At 48.0% G+C, this 18,783-nt stretch carries 15 protein-coding genes; 9 read left to right on the plus strand and 6 right to left on the minus strand.

What is annotated here, in order from left to right:
- Positions 1 to 10: 10 nt before the first annotated feature.
- Entirely contained in the window at positions 11 to 961 is a 951-nt protein-coding gene (locus OH31_RS08745) for a hypothetical protein (RefSeq protein WP_024930435.1), read from the plus strand.
- Between the two features lies 1 nt (position 962).
- Here the strand turns inward: OH31_RS08745 and xth are convergent, their stop codons facing one another.
- Positions 963 to 1,733, minus strand: coding sequence for an exodeoxyribonuclease III (xth, locus tag OH31_RS08750; RefSeq protein WP_024930436.1), 771 nt, complete (start codon positions 1,731 to 1,733; stop codon positions 963 to 965).
- A gap of 217 nt (positions 1,734 to 1,950) precedes the next feature.
- Between xth and OH31_RS08760 the strand changes: the two genes are divergently transcribed.
- Together OH31_RS08760 and OH31_RS08765 are read left to right on the plus strand one after the other, a co-directional pair.
- Positions 1,951 to 3,144, plus strand: a complete 1,194-nt coding sequence (locus OH31_RS08760) for a CynX/NimT family MFS transporter (protein ID WP_242402238.1) — start codon at positions 1,951 to 1,953, stop codon at positions 3,142 to 3,144.
- Between the two features lie 205 nt (positions 3,145 to 3,349).
- Positions 3,350 to 7,063, plus strand: a complete 3,714-nt coding sequence (locus tag OH31_RS08765; RefSeq protein ID WP_024930438.1) for an EAL domain-containing protein — start codon at positions 3,350 to 3,352, stop codon at positions 7,061 to 7,063.
- 17 nt (positions 7,064 to 7,080) lie between these two features.
- On the opposite strand, the gene OH31_RS08770 is transcribed toward OH31_RS08765, so the two are convergent.
- Positions 7,081 to 7,533 carry a YiiD C-terminal domain-containing protein gene (locus OH31_RS08770; protein ID WP_024930439.1) on the minus strand — a complete coding sequence of 151 codons (453 nt, stop codon included), beginning with the start codon at positions 7,531 to 7,533 and terminating at the stop codon, positions 7,081 to 7,083.
- A gap of 492 nt (positions 7,534 to 8,025) precedes the next feature.
- Here OH31_RS08770 and OH31_RS08780 point away from each other — a divergent pair, with 492 nt between their 5' ends.
- The 4 genes from OH31_RS08780 (at position 8,026) to OH31_RS15015 (ending at position 12,201) form a co-directional block, all read left to right on the plus strand.
- On the plus strand, positions 8,026 to 9,321 hold the full coding sequence (locus OH31_RS08780; RefSeq protein WP_148296200.1) for a hypothetical protein: 1,296 nt from the start codon (positions 8,026 to 8,028) through the stop codon (positions 9,319 to 9,321).
- Positions 9,322 to 9,340: 19 nt separating this feature from the next.
- A complete protein-coding gene (locus OH31_RS08785; protein WP_024930441.1) occupies positions 9,341 to 10,648 on the plus strand; it encodes a hypothetical protein in 1,308 nt (435 codons plus the stop codon).
- Positions 10,649 to 11,297: 649 nt separating this feature from the next.
- A complete protein-coding gene (locus tag OH31_RS08790) occupies positions 11,298 to 11,522 on the plus strand; it encodes a hypothetical protein (RefSeq protein WP_024930442.1) in 225 nt (74 codons plus the stop codon).
- A 22-nt stretch (positions 11,523 to 11,544) separates the two neighbouring features.
- Entirely contained in the window at positions 11,545 to 12,201 is a 657-nt protein-coding gene (locus tag OH31_RS15015; RefSeq protein ID WP_148296201.1) for a hypothetical protein, read from the plus strand.
- Between the two features lie 603 nt (positions 12,202 to 12,804).
- Here the strand turns inward: OH31_RS15015 and OH31_RS08795 are convergent.
- The 4 genes from OH31_RS08795 to dapF form a co-directional block, all read right to left on the minus strand.
- Positions 12,805 to 13,389 carry a superoxide dismutase gene (locus OH31_RS08795; protein WP_019881150.1) on the minus strand — a complete coding sequence of 195 codons (585 nt, stop codon included), beginning with the start codon at positions 13,387 to 13,389 and terminating at the stop codon, positions 12,805 to 12,807.
- A 169-nt stretch (positions 13,390 to 13,558) separates the two neighbouring features.
- A complete protein-coding gene (gene xerC / locus OH31_RS08800) occupies positions 13,559 to 14,440 on the minus strand; it encodes a tyrosine recombinase XerC (RefSeq protein WP_019881151.1) in 882 nt (293 codons plus the stop codon).
- 81 nt (positions 14,441 to 14,521) lie between these two features.
- Entirely contained in the window at positions 14,522 to 15,175 is a 654-nt protein-coding gene (locus OH31_RS08805) for a DUF484 family protein (RefSeq protein WP_019881152.1), read from the minus strand.
- 18 nt (positions 15,176 to 15,193) lie between these two features.
- Complete coding sequence (gene dapF / locus OH31_RS08810; protein ID WP_024930443.1) at positions 15,194 to 16,024, minus strand: diaminopimelate epimerase; 831 nt, start codon at positions 16,022 to 16,024, stop codon at positions 15,194 to 15,196.
- A 165-nt stretch (positions 16,025 to 16,189) separates the two neighbouring features.
- Between dapF and metK the strand changes: the two genes are divergently transcribed.
- Both metK and OH31_RS08820 read left to right on the plus strand, forming a co-directional pair.
- On the plus strand, positions 16,190 to 17,353 hold the full coding sequence (gene metK / locus OH31_RS08815; protein WP_024930444.1) for a methionine adenosyltransferase: 1,164 nt from the start codon (positions 16,190 to 16,192) through the stop codon (positions 17,351 to 17,353).
- 131 nt (positions 17,354 to 17,484) lie between these two features.
- Entirely contained in the window at positions 17,485 to 18,714 is a 1,230-nt protein-coding gene (locus OH31_RS08820; RefSeq protein WP_024930445.1) for an HD-GYP domain-containing protein, read from the plus strand.
- The last annotated feature ends 69 nt before the right edge of the window (positions 18,715 to 18,783 follow it).

The following is an 18,783-nucleotide window of genomic DNA, read 5'->3' on the forward strand; positions in this document are numbered from 1 at the left end:
AGGGGATGGTGTGGATATTTCAGAAATTCCGGTATTAACCAAAGTCGTTCAGAAAACGGCGGCACCGGCTATCGAGATGGATGAATTGGTTGCGCAGCTTAAACAGGCGTTGTTGCCTGAAATCACCCAACTGGTGACGGCACAACTGGCCGAGAAGAGTCTTGATACCTTTGCCGCCGGGCAGCAGTCTCTTGCCGATTATGCCAACACGCTGCAACAAGAGGTGCTGGCGAAGGCACAGTCGCAGGTCGGTGATAGCATTCAGGCGATAGAGCAGGCCTTCCGTGAGGCGATGGGCAATGTCAGCAAGCAGCAGTTGCAGGCATTTGAAGAGCAAGTGACGCGATTGACTGAAACGCAGCAAACGCAGATACAGTCGAGTGAGCAATCGTTTCAGGCTACACTGGAAAGCAATCTCCAACAACAATTGCAAGCGGTCGAGGAAAAGCTGTCGCAGTTAGGGCAAACCCAGCAGCAATTGCTGGCGGCCACCGAACAAACCGTGCGTGACACGGTGGATAAAGCCAGTCAGCAATGGTTGGGTCAGACGCTGTCCCCGCTGGTAGATGCGCAGCAGGCGCAAATGGAGAGTCGTTTGCAATCCTTGCGTGAACAACTCGAACAGGGCCTGGTCGAGCATTTGCAACAATTGCAAGAAACGAATAAACAAACCTTGTCTGATAGCCAGGCATCGGCTGCCACCACGCTGGTCGCAGACTACAAGCAGTCGCTGCAAGAGGCGTTTACCGAGTTGAATGCAGCCCAAATGGCTGAGTTTAAACAGGGTATGCAAGCTGAGCTTGCTGCATCAGAGCCGGTTTTGCAGGAGAAAGTAGCTGCACTGGTCGCAACGGCGGTGGCGACACAACTGCAGGAAATGGAGGCTGAAATGAACAAACGCCTCAAGTCACGTATTCTGGAAGTATTACAGGGCATCAAGTTTGTGATGCCCACGATTTAACTTATGCGTTGGTCAGTGTCAACATGACCGGTGTATGATCGCTGGGGCGCTCCAGTTTACGCGGTGCCTTGTCTATCACACAGCTCTGGCACAGGGCTTGTAAGGCATCACTGACCAGAATATGGTCTATGCGCATGCCCATGTTGCGGCGGAAGGCGGCCATCCGGTAATCCCACCAGCTAAATTGCCCGGCTTCGTTGTTAAACAGGCGAAAGCTATCGTGTAATCCCAGAGCTAATAACTGCTGAAACGCGTCCCGTTCTGGCTGGCTCACCAGCACTTGCCCTTCCCAGGCAACCGGGTCATGGCAATCTCTATCATCCGGTGCAATATTGTAATCCCCCAACAAAGCGAGTTTTTCGTGTTGCTTTAACTCATCCGTGACCCAGTTCTGCAAGGCGGCCAGCCAGTTGAGCTTGTATTGATATTTATCTGAATCCAGCGCCTGGCCATTGACCACATATGCGCAAATCACACGCACACCTTGTATCGTGGCAGCAATAATACGCTTTTGCTCATCGGCAAAATTTGGCAGGTCAAGGTGCACATCGTTGAGTGTATGCGGGCTGATAATCGCCACGCCATTGTAGGTTTTCTGACCATTATGGACCGCGTTAAACCCGGCTTCTTGCAAGGCGGCATAAGGAAACTTGCTGTCCTCCTGCTTGGTTTCCTGCAGGCACAATACATCCGGCTGGTTGGCGGCCAGCCAGTCCAGCACATGTGGCAAGCGTACAGTCAGTGAGTTGACGTTCCAGGTAGCCAGTTTCAACAATATTCTCCATAAATGATTTGGCGAAAGGCGCTGTATGCGCCTGAGGTTCACACGCATTTTACACGACTCTTTTGGCCATGCCGTCAATCACCACACCGTGGCTGATGACCATGTTGATTGCGTGATCTGCCACATATCAGACAAATGGCGTATTTTTCAATCACGTACTCCCCGTTACAGTGACATTTGCATGATTTGATAGCGGGAGCAAAAAATGAACAGCAGCAAAGGGAGCCGCGCAGGTTTCTCCAGAAGTGAGTGGTGGCTGGTGGTGGCGATTGTGCTAGTGGCGATAAGCTTGCGGCCGGGAATTGTTTCCATGGGGCCTGCCTTGCCTGCCATCATAGAGACATTTCAATTGAGCCATGCAGTGGCCTCAATGATGACGGCGATTCCTGATCTATTAATGGGGGCGTTGGCTTTACCTACACCGTGGCTGGTGCGCCGGTTTGGCGTTAATAAAGTGTTAATGGTGGCTTTGAGTGTGCTGAGTATTTCAATGTTAGTGCGCGCTTACTCTTGTGGCAGTGTCTTATTATTGGGAGCCACGGTCGGGGTGGGTGCCGGTATTGCGGTGGCAGGCGCCATGTTTGCAGGCATCGTCAAAGCCAGCTTTGCCAATCGAGCAGCGTTAATCATGGGCATTTATGCGACTGCTTTGTCATTGGGTAGCACCTTGTCGGCCGGGCTGACTGGCTGGATATTGCAGTTTGCAGGCTGGCGCCTGGCAACCGGGGTTTGGGCGGCATTCGCGGCCATTGCCATCGTTGCCTGGTGGCTCGTGATCCGCAAATCCGTCACGACGCGGCAGGTAAGCGAGCCATTAGCTATGGCGGCCGTCGCACCACGCTTGCCTTTGCGCACCCCTGTTGCCTGGATGATTGCCTTGTTTTTTGCCTGCGTTAATTTCCTGTTTTACGCCATCCTCACCTGGACTGCAGCCAGGTACCAGGAGGCTGGCATGCCTGCCGCAGAGGCAGGGGCGGTGCTGGCCAGTTTTACCTTTTGCTTCATGCTTGCTAGCCCGGTGGTTGGCATGTATAGCCGCCAACTTGACAGGCGTGGCTGGCTTGCGGGATGCTCGCTGCTATCTACCATTGGTCTGGCAGGTATGGCTACGCCAGGTGCTTGGCCATGGCTTTGGGTGCCTTTGACCGCGTTTGGCCTCGGCGGAGCATTTACGCTGGCCATGACCTTGCCGCTGGATCACACGCATAGTCCGGATGCGGCCAATCGCTGGAATGCGTTCGTATTAACGGTTGGTTATTTGATCGCTGCCTGCGGCCCTTTTATTGTTGGGTATATGCGTGATGTGAGTGGTCACTTCGATAGTGGTTTTTTGTTGCTATGCCTGGTGTCGTGTGTGATGCTATTGCTTTCATTTACCCTCAAGCCCGGTCACGCGTGAGACCACTTATCTTCATCACGCCATCATGCTTTAGCATGGGCCTTTGCTGGGGCTGAAATAACATAGTTGTCAATTCGATTGATACAGCTATAAATTGTTGTCTGTTTGCTTAATGTGATCGGCCCGTCGTACGGTATAAACATAGTTGGATAAGATTGGCTGCCTTCGGCCAATCTAATGTTTCTTTCACGTTGTTCGGATATTCATGAAGCGCGGATTTACTCTTACATTATGCAAATGTCTGCTGGCATGGTTGTGCCTGGCGCTTGCTACTGTTGCCGTTGCATCCGAGCATATCAAGCTACAACTCAAGTGGCGTCACCAGTTTCAGTTTGCAGGGTATTACGCTGCCCAGCAACAAGGCTATTACCGTGATGAAGGCCTGGATGTCGAGATTATTGAGGGCAGCAAGGATAAGCCGCCTTTAAAGCAAGTCTTGTCTGGCCAGGCAGACTACTCGATTGGTGATTCCGAAATCCTGGTTTCCCGTATTTCTGGTAAACCTCTGGTCGCGCTGGCCGCCGTTTTTCAGCATTCCCCTTATGTGCTGCTCAGCTTGAATGAAAGCGGCATATACCAACCTGAAGACTTGATCGGCAAACGTATCATGATGTCAGGCGATCAAGGTGGTTTGCAGTTTAAAGCCATGCTGCTCAAACAAAATATTGATATCAGGCAGATGACTATTTTGCCGCATAGCTGGCATTTGCAAGACCTCATTGAGGGCAAGGTTGATGTGGTTTCAGCCTATGCCATGGATGAGCCAGTGCAATTGCAACAGATGGGGTACTCGCCCGCCATTATTAGCAATCAGGGCTATGGGGTGGATTTTTACGGTGATATTTTATTCACGACCGAGCGAGAGCTGGCTATGCATCCAGAGCGCGTAGAAGCTTTTTTGCGAGCCACAAAAAAAGGCTGGGCATACGCATTCAATCACAAAGAGGCGATGGTCGCGCAAATTGCCAGATTGCCCGGGGTGTCAAAACGAGGCATCACCAAGCAAACGCTGATGCAGGAAGCCAGTTTAATGGTGCCTTATGTGTTATCAGAAGTGGTCCCCTGGGGGCATATGAATGAAGACCGTTGGGATGCGATTGCCGGTACTTTTGCCGAGCTGGGGCTGATTCCTGCGCAATACAATCTGAAAGGCTTTATCTATCAGGGGGATGTGTTGGTGAAGCGTCCCTATATGCTCTGGCTCACGCGCGGTGTAGCCATTCTGTTACTGGTATTAGGCGTCACTTTTTTGTGGAACTTGCAGATCAGGCGACAGGTGGTTCTGCGTACCCAGGCACTGCAAAATGAAATTGATCGTCGCACCCAGGCCGAGTATCTGCTCAAAGTGGCTGGTAGTGTGGCGAAAATCGGTGGCTGGGTGATAGACCTTAAAACCAACCTGATTCATTGGTCAGACGAGGTGGCCATTTTGCATGAAATGCCGCCAGGTTACTCGCCGACCGTTGAGGAGGGCTTGAGCATGTTTGTGCCTGAATACCAGGCACTGATGTGTAGCGCGATTCGACAGTGTGTCGATGAAGGCGTGCCTTATGACCTGGAGATGGAAAAGATCACTGCCAATGGTCGTCGCTTTTGGGTGCGCGCCATGGGGCGGCCGGTACGCGACAGCGAAGGTAAGATTGTCAAACTGCAAGGCTCACTGCAAGACATCACCGCGCACAAACAACTCGCGGCCATCAAACAGGGGCAGGACAGAATTCAGGCCATGATGCTGGCCGATGTGGCATTGCCAGACATTTTGCACGCCGCTGTATTGTTAATCGAACAGCACTTCCCGGATGTCAGTTGTGCGATGTTGCTACTGGACAAAGAAGGCCAGCATTTGCGCCACGCCGCCTCTGCTAGACTGCCTGCCGCTTATGCAAAAGCCATTGATGGCATAGCGCTGGAGGCTTGTGGGGTTGCTGCGCTCACAGAAGGTCGCGTAATTGCCGAAGATATCAGTACGCACCCGTTATGGCAGCAATGTTGCGAACTGGCGATTACCCATGGGTTGCGCGCCTGTTGGACAATGCCTATTTTGTCGCGCAGCCGCCGTGTGCTGGGCGTGTTCGCCATGTATCGCCAGCAGCGACATAGCCCGCCAGTGGCTGAGCTGGATTTTATCGACAGCTACGCCCAAATCCTCGGGCTGGCGATTGAACGTGAGCAGTCAGACGAACAGCTACATTTATTGCGAAATGGTGTCTCCAGGCTCAATGACATTGTGATGATTACCGAATCGCCGTTGCATGCGCCGCTGCAGCAAAAAATCGTTTTTTTAAATGAGGCATTTATCCGCATTACTGGTCGCTCAGTGGATTTGCTAGGCGGCATTTCCCCCTTTGAGTTGTTTCAGGAGGCCACGCCAGGGCGTGAACTGGAGCGGATCAAAGACGCCTTTCAGCACATGCGCCCGGTCAAAACCGAGGTAGTGACCGTAAATCAGGACGGCGTCGGTATCTCACTTGAAATGGATGCGCTGCCGTTACTGGATAAAGGTGGCCTGGTCACGCATTGGGTGGCGGTGCTCAGGGATGTTACCGAGCGCAAACAGGCCGATGCGCAAATCCGCCAGTTAGCTTATTACGACACCATGACCGGCTTGCCCAACCGCATGCTGTTACAGGAAAAACTGGCTTCGCATGTGCGCAAAGCCATGCGCAAGGAAACGGGCGGCGCTTTGTTGTTTATCGATATCGACAACTTTAAAACGCTCAATGATACGCACGGCCACGATGTTGGCGATGCCTTGCTGGTCGAAGTGGCCAAGCGCATCAGGCAATCGGTGCGACGCCTGGATACCGTGAGCCGCCTGGGCGGAGATGAATTTGTCGTTGTGCTGGATAGTTTGCATCATGATGCCGTGCAGGCAGAGAAGCAGGCCAGACGTGTGTGTGAAAAGATTGTGGCAGCCTTTAAAAAACCGTTTAACCTCAGGCATTACCAGCATTACACCACGCCCAGCATCGGTGTAGTGCTGTTTGACCCGGAACACATGAGCCAAACGGACGAACTGCTGCGCCGGGCAGACATGGCCATGTATAAAGCCAAAGAAGCCGGACGTAATGGCTATCAGTTTTTTGATACCCAAATGGAAACCGAACTGCGTCAACGCGCCGCGCTGGAGGCCGATTTGCACACAGCGATTGAGAAGCAGGAATTCATTCTGCATTTTCAGCCGCAATACAATCAGAAACACGATATCGTCGGCGCTGAAGCGCTGGTGCGCTGGGAACACCCTGACCACGGTGTCATTATGCCCGGGCAATTTATCAGCCTGGCAGAAAATACCGGCCAGATTGTAGAGCTAGGCCGCTGGGTGTTGCAGGAAGCCTGTGGCATGTTGCAGCGTTGGGCAGGCCATCCACAATTACGTCACCTGGTGCTTTCGGTCAATGTCAGCCCCAAGCAATATTTGCAGCCTGACTTTGTGACAGAGGTGCAGCATATGCTCGCTGAAACAGGCATAGATCCCGGCAATCTGAAACTGGAGCTGACAGAAAGCATGCTGGTGGATAATGTCGAGGACATCATTGCCAAAATGGCTGCCCTCAAGCAAATCGGTGTCTGCTTCTCGCTGGATGATTTTGGCACGGGGTATTCTTCGCTGTCTTACCTGAAGCGCTTGCCGTTTGACCAATTGAAGATTGACCAGTCTTTTGTACGCGATATGCTCAACGGCCACGACCATGAAAGCATCGTTAATGCCATCATTTCGCTGGCGCAAAGCCTCAAATTGGAGATACTGGCCGAAGGCGTCGAAACCGAAGCACAACTCAATGTGCTTAAGGACCTGGGTTGTGAAATTTTCCAGGGCTATTATTTCACCAGGCCTTTGGCGTTGGATGCGTTTGAAGCCTGGGTTGCCCAGCCACAACAGCTTGCCAAAAGCAAGGCAGCATTACAGGCCATGTAACACAGCATAAAAGTGCCTCAGCTCGGCTGGTATAAAACAAACACCCCCTGAAAAGTCGACGTGATTCTAGTGCCGCACACGATATGCGCATTCACGATCAGCTTGGCTCGCCCGCGCTGGTGATAATGCTCTAAAAATAACGGCCAGTCCTCGGCTGATGGCAAGGTCGAAACACACTCAAAATCGCTATGCACTGGCAGTAAGAACCTGATTTCCTGTTGCTTGATCACCAGGCTGCCGGTCAGTCCGGCTTGCTGTATTTTGTGTTGCAGCAATGACCAGGCGGTCGTAATCGAAATGGCGGCAATGCTGCCACCAAAGACAATATCCAGGTGGTTTCTGTTCAAGGCATACGAGCCGCGCACACGCAGTTGTGTATCCTCCATTTGCATAATGTGGATGCCCAGGTTCCTGGTTTGCGGGATGAGTTCAAATAATGTCTTTTCAAATGCCTCTTCGATTGTTGCCATCGATGTTCCTTTTTGCATATAGGGTTAAATGGGCGGATGCTGAAAAGCAAAAAACCTCAAGCAAGGCCTCGATTAGCGCCGAAGCATTCATTTGGAATGTATTGAGCGAGAAGCTTCTAGTATGAAGTTGGTTGAGAAGTTTTATGATCTTGCAGAAATAACTTTTCTCATCTGGTCTAAGTGCATCGCTCATTTACTCTCCAGTGATGCAGATTGCCAAGTTTTTAATCTGGATTGGTGTTGTTGAGGTTGTAAATATACTTTCAATCAATAAATCTTCATTAAGCTTGGAGTGCATTAATTGAGTTATAAGAAGTCAAAGATAGTGTTGTAAGAAAGATAAAATTAAGATAGATGAATTGTGTTTAAGTTGGTTTGTGTATGTTTTTTTGTGCAGATTAATTAAGATTGACCTACAAGCTAGAGTATTGATAGCAATGAAAGAATAGGCCATACAAATATATAAAACTTAAGCTGTAAATGGGAGAGCACATGAAACATGTATTTCAAAATGCATTAACCTTACTATTTACAGCAATGGTATTGCTGTCCTGTTCAACATCTCCCCCCATGAAGGTTGCATTAACCGAAATGGGAACATCATCAAGAAGCGAATATGGTGGCTCAGGCATTAAATACATGCGTTCCGTCACTGTTACCGGTATAGCGCCTGAAGAAACGATTGGCTCAATTTCGCTAGATAGCGATAAATTTAACCTGACAGAGCAATTAAAGCGAATTAATTTAAATCCTCAAGATTTGCCTGACACCATGAACGGTAGATTAAGTAATGAGAGGTCTAAAATTTTTCGTAGATATTTTTGCATTAAAACCGAGTGTCCAACACGAGATGACATAATCAAAATTAAGTCAGCAATAGAAACACAAGGAATATACATAGCGAAGATTGCTGATGCAGAACTTGAGTTGAAAGCAATTCAACTTGTTAAAACCGCATTAAATAAGAAAAGTAAGGATGAAGAAAAGGAACTTTTACTCAATGGTTTGAAGAGTAAGTTGATTAACAATTCCATTATTCAAGAGTCAACAGTCAGCAACTATCAAGATAAGTTTGACCAGTCGGTTCAGTCGCTAAAGACGGAAATTGCTACAGTTCAAAGCGTTTTAGACGACACTAAGAAATCCATAGACAAACCAGGCATTTTGATAACGAATTGGAAGTTCGAAAGCAATCTTAATGCTACTGGAAGTATGCCTGGGCTTGGAGCTAGTTTGAGCAAAACTAAGGATAGTTATGGATATGCGATTATTGGTAATCCAGTGGTCTTATCTTTTAACTATGGTACTGATGGTGCAATGATTTTGAATAAAATCTTGAATGGTCAGAATGTGAAACCCTGGATTTGTTCTGGATTAAATATTTTTTGCAAGGAGAGTGTTTATTTCACTGTTTTTCAGGTTAGAGCTCAGCAAGTAGTTTATGCAGAATCATTAGAGTCAGTTGTAGCTGCGAATCTAGATGTTAAGGTTGATGATTTAATTTCGACTCTTCAACCATTAATGGGAGGGGTAGATATTCAATCCCTTGCTAAGCTAAAGGTTGCTGTGGCAGCTGAGTTTTCACGATACACATTAAGCAGCAATCGTGGTTTTATAGATGTTTCTAAAGGGGATGAAGAAGATTTGGTGGATAGTTACGATTTTTATAATGAAACAGCAAATAAAATGGCTGATTTAAATAAAATTTACAAGAAAACTATCCCAATCATAAACTCTCGAGTCAGTTTGCCCGATTATGCAAAGAAAGTGAAAGTCGACGGATACTAAAAACTTTAAGGAGGCCTTTATGTTGGAAGTCGAATTTCAAACCTCAAAGCCGCTTATTAAAATTCTCATTTCGGTTATTCTGGTTTTTTGTATTACAAACTGTGCCTGGGCATTCAAACTTAGCCCATGTCTTCGCGTATTGAGTTTGGAGAACGGTAAGCTCAAAGAAGAAAAAATTAGAACAGTTAACATGTGTGCTACGTTTCTACCAGAAGACTTTAAGTCCGCAGTTCATGAGCACATGACATTGGCGTCTATTTTACTTTACAGAGGCAAAGTTGATGCCTTAGAGAAGACTCAAACGGGGTGGAAATATCAATACATGATAGAGAAGCCTTGGGTCAAACCGACAGCGATTCCTGAGGAAGAAAGCTCTCCAGGATGGTATCCTAAATATCATAAAACATCTGCTTTGATATACGGTAGTTGGTGGAACGATGATCCTTTAATGCGTACCTGGGGTCAGAGCTGGGACTTTGTTTTCAGTGCGCTTAGTAGTAGAAAGCTTCTTAAACAGGGGCAAGCGAGCTATGACACCGATATACAGGGTTGCAGGCCAGAGGCCAAAAATCATTTGGGCCATGAATCGCATTATGGGTCTCTACAGCATTTACATTTTATGACTCAGCTGAGTGCGATTAAATCCACAGACCAAGCAAAAAATGAACGGGTAGAAGTTACAACCAAGCGAGCATTAAATTGGATGAAGTTTGCGTATTCAGTTGCAATCGGAGAACGCCATCCATTGATGCCGTTGACCCGGGAGATAGAGGTAGAGTATGGTTTGCCGCCAATGCATTTGAATGTGTGTGCTGAGCCAGATAACGTTAAAATTTGGACTGTTTTTTCTCGATTAGGTATGAATGACGAAGATAGAATTCAAATTACGCCTGATGTAGCGTTGGGAAGTATGCTGCATGTTATTCAGGATTCTTGGTCAGGCGCACATACTTGTCGGGTATCTCAGCAGGTTGAATCCGCGACGGGCAAACTTAATTACGCTGTTTTGAAGGATGTCAGTAATTATTTAGAGCAAGTTAAAATGCCCAATGGGGGAGACTATCATTCAGATCAAGATTTATATCCGCAATGGCTGATAGATAAAGTAGCTCAAGGTAAAAAAGGCTTTGCAAATGATCCGGTAATCGTAGGCGCATGGTTACTGCAAGCAGTTGATAACAACACTCCGTGGAAAGATGTTGAGAGCTATCTTAAGGAAACAATATTTGCACGTTACGATTTGAATAATCCCACTGATGCTAAATGTGAATTTCAGAAACCTCCTCGGAGACCTATGCCTGTGGCGAATGGAAGAGGTCCAGTGTGACCATTTTCCATCGAACTAACTGCTTATATCCAATAGGGCTCGAGATAAATGATCGTGACGCCATTCATCGAAACCTCAGTCTTATTGTTTGATGAGTGGCTACAGTCCAGATAGTGATTCCGGGCGAGTATTATCTTCGGAAGGCCGTAACAGATAACAGATATTCCTTTGTGCTGGCTATTCAGTATGGCGTCTAATTTTGATTACAATATTTTTAAGTGTAAGTTTCTCATGGCTATTACTTGAATATCCAGCATTGGGATAGAGAGTGCGGGTGCTCTTTCTTACTAATATCTCATTTTTGCAATCAAAATTTCATTGGCATAGCAGTTAAAACCGTCAGTAGGCTCTATGCATGTATCTTGGGCAGGTTGAAGATTCCATTTGTGCTTGGGACGGTAACGAGGATAACGGTGAGTTATTTTCGAGTGGTCTCATCCAATTGACAGGCCATATTTGATGTGCCTGTAAGGCTTTGGTTTAGATTAAATGCAAATGAACTATAATTTAATTCAATAAAGCCTAATCCGAGATAATGTTGGGAGGGTTTGTTACAAAACTTATTTCAATAATCCTATATCTAATTGACGTAGGTAATAACTGGTGCTAAAACTGAAGCAAGAAATTGTTATCTTTAAGGAGTTAATTAATGAAAACAAATACAGCAAAAGTAATTCGAGTAACGGAGGGTGGCGTTGTGTACGCAAAAGACCCTACTAGACCACAAGTAGCTGGTTTTGATTTCGGTAAGATCGTTAATTACCATGGTGAGTCTGCTCAAGAACTTAAGTCTCTCGGTTTAAGGGTTGGTCAAGAAGTCTCTATTGAATATGATGATCGAAATTTAGTAAACAGTGTTTGGCTAAAACCGTAATTTTGAACTACTAATCTAAGTTTTGTCTATCCTCGACCCTAGTGAAGCAGAAGCCCAATTTACTGGAAATTGGAGCCCTCAAACGCCAATCCCTAATAAGCTTAGGCAGTTTGGATATTGTGTTAATTTCAATGAACTACTCCCTGGTGACTTGATACTGGTAAGCTCAAATAAGCCAGGATTAATCGCAAAAGCTATTCGCAAAGTACAGGCAATGGGAGGCTATGCGAAAGCGGATTCAAGATGGGAGCATGCAGCAATATATATTGGCTCAGAAAGCGTATGTGAGTCTGAGCGTTCAGGGGTTCAAATAAATTCTATATATAAGTATATTGGCCCCTATTCATTACGTATTAAGAGAAACAACAATTTAACACCTGACCAGCGATGGAATTTGGTGGTTTATGCATTAATCCAGAAAAACTATTCATATGGATTTTTATCCGTATTCCGCTTACTTATGAAATCAATAAGGGGCTATTGGATTCATCAGGGCTCACCTATTAACTCCCCCTTGCCTTCGAGAAGTGTTTACTGTTCCCAATTATTTGCTGATGCCCATGTTAAAGCCTGTGGAGTACCGCTTGGTAATTTAACTTCTGGAGAAGCAACGCCTGCAAGTTTGAGCTTAGATACGAAATTAGTAGATGTTAATATATCTTGGCTAAGAATTTCATAAAGAGAAAAGTTTAGATAAAAGCAGCCCTTCAACTGTATTATCACGGGCTATTTTAGATCACTGGGTAATCCGGTTAATTTGTCGTAGCCCGTTTCCCCAAGCAGAGTTATGTGAATCGTTAGGTCAAAACTCTCCAAAAAATGCACCTACCTTTCTCCAATTCCAGTTGTGATGTATTTCATCATAGATGCCTGATGATTGGCCAATGGCTAGCATTATTTCCCAAAGTTTTAAACTTTAGATGAGCTTCATCAATAGATTATTTAGATCCTTGGGGCACTCTCAACTTCTGCTGTATATTGGTTAATAGCCAACAATGGCGGCGAGTAATGCTGTATTAACAAGAGCAGAATCAGGATTGTTATTTGTTGCGAATCTAACAAGTTGGTTATGAGGATTCGGTCACGACATTGTTAGGTGTTAAACGGATGCTAAATGCAATCAAGCATAGCGGTGTAGTTTAAAACACTGCCTGGTAAATCATCATGTTTTCTTTTCGAAACTCTTTGCTTCTCAATGTTTTGATACTTTATTTCGATAACAAAAAGGCCTCTAAAAATGACTTTAGAGGCCTTCAGATGTTACGGTCTTATTGACATCCTATTAAGCAGCAAAATTCTTTGCCGCAAATTCCCAGTTCACCAGGTGGTTCAGGAATGTTTCGACAAATTTTGGACGCGCATTGCGGTGGTCGATATAGTAGGCGTGTTCCCATACGTCGATGGTCAGCAGTGCTGTGTCGCCAGTAGTCAGCGGCGTGCCAGCAGCACCCATGTTGACGATGTCAACAGAGCCGTCCGCTTTTTTCACCAGCCATGTCCAGCCAGAGCCAAAGTTACCAACGGCTGAAGTCTGGAAGGCTTTTTTGAACTCTTCGTATGAACCCCATTTGGCGTTAATGGCAGTCGCCAATGCGCCGCTTGGTTCACCGCCGCCGTTTGGAGACAGGCAGTTCCAGAAGAATGTGTGGTTCCAGACTTGGGCAGAGTTGTTGTAGATGCCGGCAGAAGATTTTTTAATGATGTCTTCCAAAGCAGCGTTTTCAAACTCTGTGCCTTTGATCAGGTTGTTGAGGTTGGTCACATACGCTTGGTGGTGCTTGCTGTAGTGATAGTCAAAGGTTTCTTCTGACATGTGTGGGGCCAATGCATTTTTTGCAAATGGCAATGCTGGTAAGGCGTGTTCCATGGATGTTCCTTTTTTAGGTGTGTTGAAATGTAAGCCTGCTTTTGTAAGCTAAGACGATGTGACATTAGAGTCACGTGACTGGCAAAGGTTTACCAATTTAGTAGGGTTATTTTGCCATATTTTGCCATCTTGCAAAACCTTGGCTGTGTGATCATGCATTAGATAAACGCTATTTTTTGCGCGCACGCGGGTGGGCGGCGTCATAAATTTTACTCAAATGTTGAAAGTCGAGGTGGGTGTAAACTTGTGTGGTGCTAATGTTGGCATGTCCCAGCATTTCTTGCACGGCACGCAAATCGCCACTGCTTTGCAAAACGTGACTGGCAAAACTGTGGCGCAACATGTGCGGGTGCACATGGTTATGCAGCCCTTGTTTAGTGACCCAGTGATTGATGCGGATTTGCACGGTGCGGGCGTGAATGCGGCGACCTTGCTGACTGACGAATACGGCCATTTCTGTCGGTCGTTTGGTGAGCCAAAGCGGCCGGATCGCCAGCCACGCTTTGAGCGCTGTGACCGCTTTGCTGCCCAAGGGTACCATACGGGTTTTGTTGCCTTTACCCGTGACAGTGATCAGGCCTTCTGGCAAGTCCAGCCTGTCTAAGTTAAGGTCAACCAATTCGCTCAGGCGCAGGCCTGAGGAATAAAATAGCTCCAGCATGGCACGGTCACGCACGGTAATCGCTTCGTCGCCTTCAATGTCGACCAGCTTGATGGTTTGCTCAATGGATAGCGCATGCGGTAAAGTTTTAGGCGCTTTGGGCGCACGCAAACCGATGACAGGGTTGGCCGGAAAATGCTTATGTAATACCAAATAGCGGTAAAAACCACGCCAACTGGACAAGATGCGGGCGATGCTGCGGCCATGCATGCCTTGACTATTGAGGCTGGCTATTTGGCGACGAATGTCTTGTGGGGTGAGAGTCTGAAGATTGTCTGCGTGTTGGGTTAGCAGTCGCTCGATATCGCGCTGATAGTTGTTGCGCGTATGCTCGCTGAGTCCACGCTCAAAGTGCAGAAAGTCGAGGTAGTCGTCCAGCAACTCATGCATGGATGCTACCTCTAGTGAGCGAGTCTACGCTGACAATTGCCGCAAGAAGATACCTCTTGGCGGAAACCTCAGCGGGGGCTTTCATATAATGTATCTGGCCAGTGAAGCGCTGACCAGCTCGCCGATCCGGTTGAGGAATAAGGTGCCCATGCCGGCATAAAAGCGGCTGCGTTGTTCGCTGGGGATGGCCATCAGGCCAAAAGTGACTTCCTGATAGCGCATGGGAATCACCGCCAGTGAGGCCGGTGATTCTGTAAACCAGCCGGCGATATCCATGGTTGGCAAGGTGCCACAATAGGGTTGGCTCAAGTCTTTGGCCCAGTTTTTCAGCGAGTCTTCTGCATCTATAAACAAATCATCTGCGGCATGGCTTTCGTTGACCCATAGCTTGAGCTGTGCATTGGGCAGTTGAAAGTGTGAGGCAAGAAACGCGACCAGGTGGGTATGTAATGCGGCAACATCTTTGGCAAACAATAAGCCCAAGGACAGCTCATGCACTTTATTTGCGGTGGCCTCATTTTCCTCGGCGGTGAGAATCAGCTCGGTAAAACGTGATTCCAGCACGCGAATTTTATCGCGCTGGGCGATTTGCTGACGTTCAGCCAGTGAGATGGTACCTTTGCCATGTGGGCTAGGCAAAAACAGCTCCGCCAGCAAGTGCGCATGACTTTCAAAAAAGTCTGGATGCGCCTTGAGGTAATGCTTGATATCGTTTTCGTTAATACTGTCTTCCATACTGCTATTCTGGTCTCTCTAAATCTCTATTTCGCCGTCAAAGACAATCTCTGCCGGCCCTGTCATCATGACCGGTGCGCCATCGCCCGCCCATTGAATCGTTAAAATGCCGCCACGGGTATGTACTTTTACCGGACTTTGCAAGGTGCCAAGCTGAATGCCGCTAACCGCCGCCGCACAGGCACCGGTGCCACAGGCCAGCGTTTCGCCGCTGCCACGCTCATAGACGCGCAGGTTGATTTCGTGGGCGTTGAGCACCTGCATAAACCCGGCATTCACGCGTTGCGGAAAGCGCGGGTGCGATTCTATTTGCGGCCCCAGGCTAGCGACTTCGGCGGTGTGCACATTTTCGACCAGCATGACGGCGTGCGGGTTGCCCATGGAGACTGCACTGATGGTCACGGTATCGTGTGCCAGTGGCAGCTCGTAAGTGCTCGCTTGTGCATCTGTCTCAAATGGAATCTGCGCCGGGATGAAGCGTGGCGCGCCCATATTGACCGTCACTTGGCCATCGTCTTGCAGCATCAGCGTAATCACGCCACTGGCGGTTTCCACCTTGATCTCGCGCTTGTGGGTCAGGCCTTTTTCGACCACGAAGCGTACAAAACAACGGGCACCATTGCCACACTGTTCCACTTCGCCGCCATCGGCGTTAAAAATGCGGTAACGGAAATCCACCCCGGCTGTGTCGGTTGCTTCGACCATGAGTAACTGGTCGCAGCCGACGCCGAAAAAGCGGTTGGCGATGTGCTGGATTTGGCCATGCGAGAGATGCACGGGGGCTTGTGTGGCATCAATCACAACAAAATCATTGCCTGCGCCCTGCATTTTGGTAAATCGTAATTTCATAGCTCAAGATGATACTCCATCATGCCGTTGAAGACATCCTTAGGGCGAAGATTTATTCCTTGCCAGAAATAAACTCAGGTAAAATCTTCGTTCCCAATTTGGGTGCTGGCTTCAGCCTTTAGTCAGTGCCGTTTATTAACTTCATTACTTTTCAAGGCGTCAAACATGAGTGAATATCTTTTTACTTCGGAATCAGTTTCCGAAGGCCATCCCGACAAATTAGCTGATCAGGTGTCTGACAGTATTCTTGATGCCATTCTGGCCCAAGACCCGACAGCCCGCGTCGCTGCTGAAACCCTGGCGAACACTGGCCTGGTTGTATTGGCGGGGGAAATCACGACAACGGCCAATGTCGACTATATTAAAGTGGCGCGCGATGCGATTAAGCGCATTGGCTACGACAACACGGATTACGGCATCGACTACAAAGGTTGTGCCGTCTTGGTTGCTTACGATAAACAATCGCCAGACATTGCCCAGGGTGTGGATAACGCCAATGATGATCCGCTGGATCAGGGCGCTGGTGACCAGGGCCTGATGTTTGGCTATGCCGTGAATGAAACACCACAATTGATGCCATTGCCGATCTGGCTCAGCCATCGCGTGATGGAGCGTCAATCACAATTGCGTAAAGATGGCCGTTTGCCATGGTTGCGCCCGGATGCCAAGTCGCAAGTGACCATTCAGTATGTGGATGGCAAACCGTTCAGGATTGATACTGTCCTGGTTTCTACGCAACACGCGCCAGAGATGTCTCTTGAGGCCATTCGTGAAGCGGTGATTGAGGAAATCATCAAGCCAACCTTACCTGCCGAGTTGATTAAGGGCGAGATTAAATACCTGGTGAACCCGACCGGTCGTTTTGTCATCGGAGGCCCGCAAGGCGATTGCGGCCTGACTGGTCGCAAGATTATTGTGGATACCTACGGTGGCGCAGCGCCACATGGTGGTGGTGCGTTCTCAGGCAAGGATCCTTCCAAGGTCGACCGTTCGGCGGCATATGCGGGCCGTTACGTGGCGAAAAATATTGTTGCGGCCGGTTTGGCTGACAAGTGCCTGGTGCAGGTCAGCTATGCGATTGGCGTGGCTCAGCCAACGTCTATCATGGTTGAAACCTATGGCACAGGCAAAATTTCAGATGAGCGCCTGACACAACTGGTGCGTGAACATTTTGATTTGCGTCCAAAAGGCATTGTTAAAATGCTGGATCTGCTGCGTCCGATTTACACCAAAACTGCGGCCTATGGCCACTTTGGCCGTGATGAGCCAGAGTTCAGTTGGGAAGCCACAGATAAAGCGGCTGCATTGCGCGCCGCTGCGGGGCTGTGATGACGCGTCAAACATGATTTAATATTCGTATAAATGTAATTTTGAAGAGGGCTTTTAGCCCTCTTTTTTTTCATTTTTTTTCCGATAATCAATTATAAGATGTAAACATTATGTAGGGTCATCAGGGCAATATGTTAAAAACAATAGCGATCAAAGAAGTGCGTTTGGGGATGTATATCCAGGAGCTGAAAGGCCCGTGGATGGACCATCCGTTTTGGCGTACCAAATTTGTGCTGAATGATCCTGTTGATTTGCAAAAGTTAAGAGCAAGCCATTTGCAGCAGGTGGTGATTGATATCAGCCAGGGATTGGATGTGCTGCCCGAGCCTGATGTTGTTGAGCGCCAGCTCACGGATAAAGAAATGGCGATGCTGGAGCTGGATGGGCCCGTTGTGGCCGAGAATACCAGTGCCGAAAAGTTAAAGTCGACCACACTGGAAGCTGAGCGTGAGCAGGCCGCCAAGATTATTGCTTCTTCGCGTCGAGCGATTGAGTCCATGTTTAAAGATTTGCGCATGGGCAAGGCCATTGAGGCCGAAGCCGTGATGCCGCTGGTGGAAGAAATCTCGGCCTCAGTCACGCGCAACGTACATGCACTGATTAGCCTGGTGCGTTTAAAAACAGTCGATGATTACACCTATATGCATTCAGTGGCTGTCTGTGCACTGATGACTGCGCTCGGTAAAGAGCTTAAATTGTCCGAAACCGAAGTGAAGCAAGCCGGATTGGCTGGCTTGATGCACGATATGGGCAAAGCCGGGATTCCGTTGCAGATTTTGAATAAACCGGGCTCACTCACCGATAACGAATTTGATGTGATTCGCCAACATCCCCAGTTAGGGCATGACATGCTGGTAAAAGCCAATATCTCTGACTCGGTGACGTTGGACGTGTGTTTGCATCACCATGAAAAAGTGGATGGCTCTGGTTATCCTGAGCATTTAAGTGGCGAGCAAATGACTATTTTTGCCAAGATGGGGGCGATCTGTGATGTTTATGATGCAGTGACTTCGACCCGTGCCTATAAACCGGCCTGGGAGCCTGGCATGGCTCTTAAACGCATGGCAAGCTGGAGTGGTCACTTTGACGCTGAAGTGTTTAAAGCCTTTGTCAAAAGCCTGGGTATTTATCCGATCGGGACGGTGGTCATGTTGAAGTCTGGTCGTTTGGCCGTGGTGGTCAAGCAAACGCCCGATAGCTTGCTCAAGCCGGTCGTCAAAGCCTTTTTCTCAACGAAGTCGAAAATACATATCCCGGTGGAAGAGCTGGACTTATCAAAAGGCATGGATGAGATTATCGGCAACGATTCTGCCACCACCTGGGGCGTGGGCAACATTGATCATTTATGGACCAACCATTGAGTGCGGGATTAGGCCCATACTTGATGACGTAAAAAAGGAGCCGATGGCTCCTTTTTTAGTCTGCGTCGT

It is taken from the genome of Methylophilus sp. OH31, from assembly GCF_000576615.1.
Taxonomy (GTDB): Bacteria; Pseudomonadota; Gammaproteobacteria; order Burkholderiales; family Methylophilaceae; genus Methylophilus.

Excerpts from the sequence above, each read along its gene's own strand:
- OH31_RS08780 (WP_148296200.1), top strand. The coding sequence starts at position 8,026 with ATGAAACATGTATTTCAAAATGCATTAACCTTACTATTTACAGCAATG.
- OH31_RS08785 (WP_024930441.1), top strand. The coding sequence starts at position 9,341 with ATGTTGGAAGTCGAATTTCAAACCTCAAAGCCGCTTATTAAAATTCTC.
- OH31_RS08805 (WP_019881152.1), bottom strand. The coding sequence starts at position 15,175 with ATGGAAGACAGTATTAACGAAAACGATATCAAGCATTACCTCAAGGCG.
- OH31_RS08795 (WP_019881150.1), bottom strand. The coding sequence starts at position 13,389 with ATGGAACACGCCTTACCAGCATTGCCATTTGCAAAAAATGCATTGGCC.
- OH31_RS08790 (WP_024930442.1), top strand. The coding sequence starts at position 11,298 with ATGAAAACAAATACAGCAAAAGTAATTCGAGTAACGGAGGGTGGCGTT.
- xerC (WP_019881151.1), bottom strand. The coding sequence starts at position 14,440 with ATGCATGAGTTGCTGGACGACTACCTCGACTTTCTGCACTTTGAGCGT.
- OH31_RS08770 (WP_024930439.1), bottom strand. The coding sequence starts at position 7,533 with ATGGCAACAATCGAAGAGGCATTTGAAAAGACATTATTTGAACTCATC.
- OH31_RS08765 (WP_024930438.1), top strand. The coding sequence starts at position 3,350 with ATGAAGCGCGGATTTACTCTTACATTATGCAAATGTCTGCTGGCATGG.
- dapF (WP_024930443.1), bottom strand. The coding sequence starts at position 16,024 with ATGAAATTACGATTTACCAAAATGCAGGGCGCAGGCAATGATTTTGTT.
- OH31_RS08820 (WP_024930445.1), top strand. The coding sequence starts at position 17,485 with ATGTTAAAAACAATAGCGATCAAAGAAGTGCGTTTGGGGATGTATATC.
- metK (WP_024930444.1), top strand. The coding sequence starts at position 16,190 with ATGAGTGAATATCTTTTTACTTCGGAATCAGTTTCCGAAGGCCATCCC.
- OH31_RS08760 (WP_242402238.1), top strand. The coding sequence starts at position 1,951 with ATGAACAGCAGCAAAGGGAGCCGCGCAGGTTTCTCCAGAAGTGAGTGG.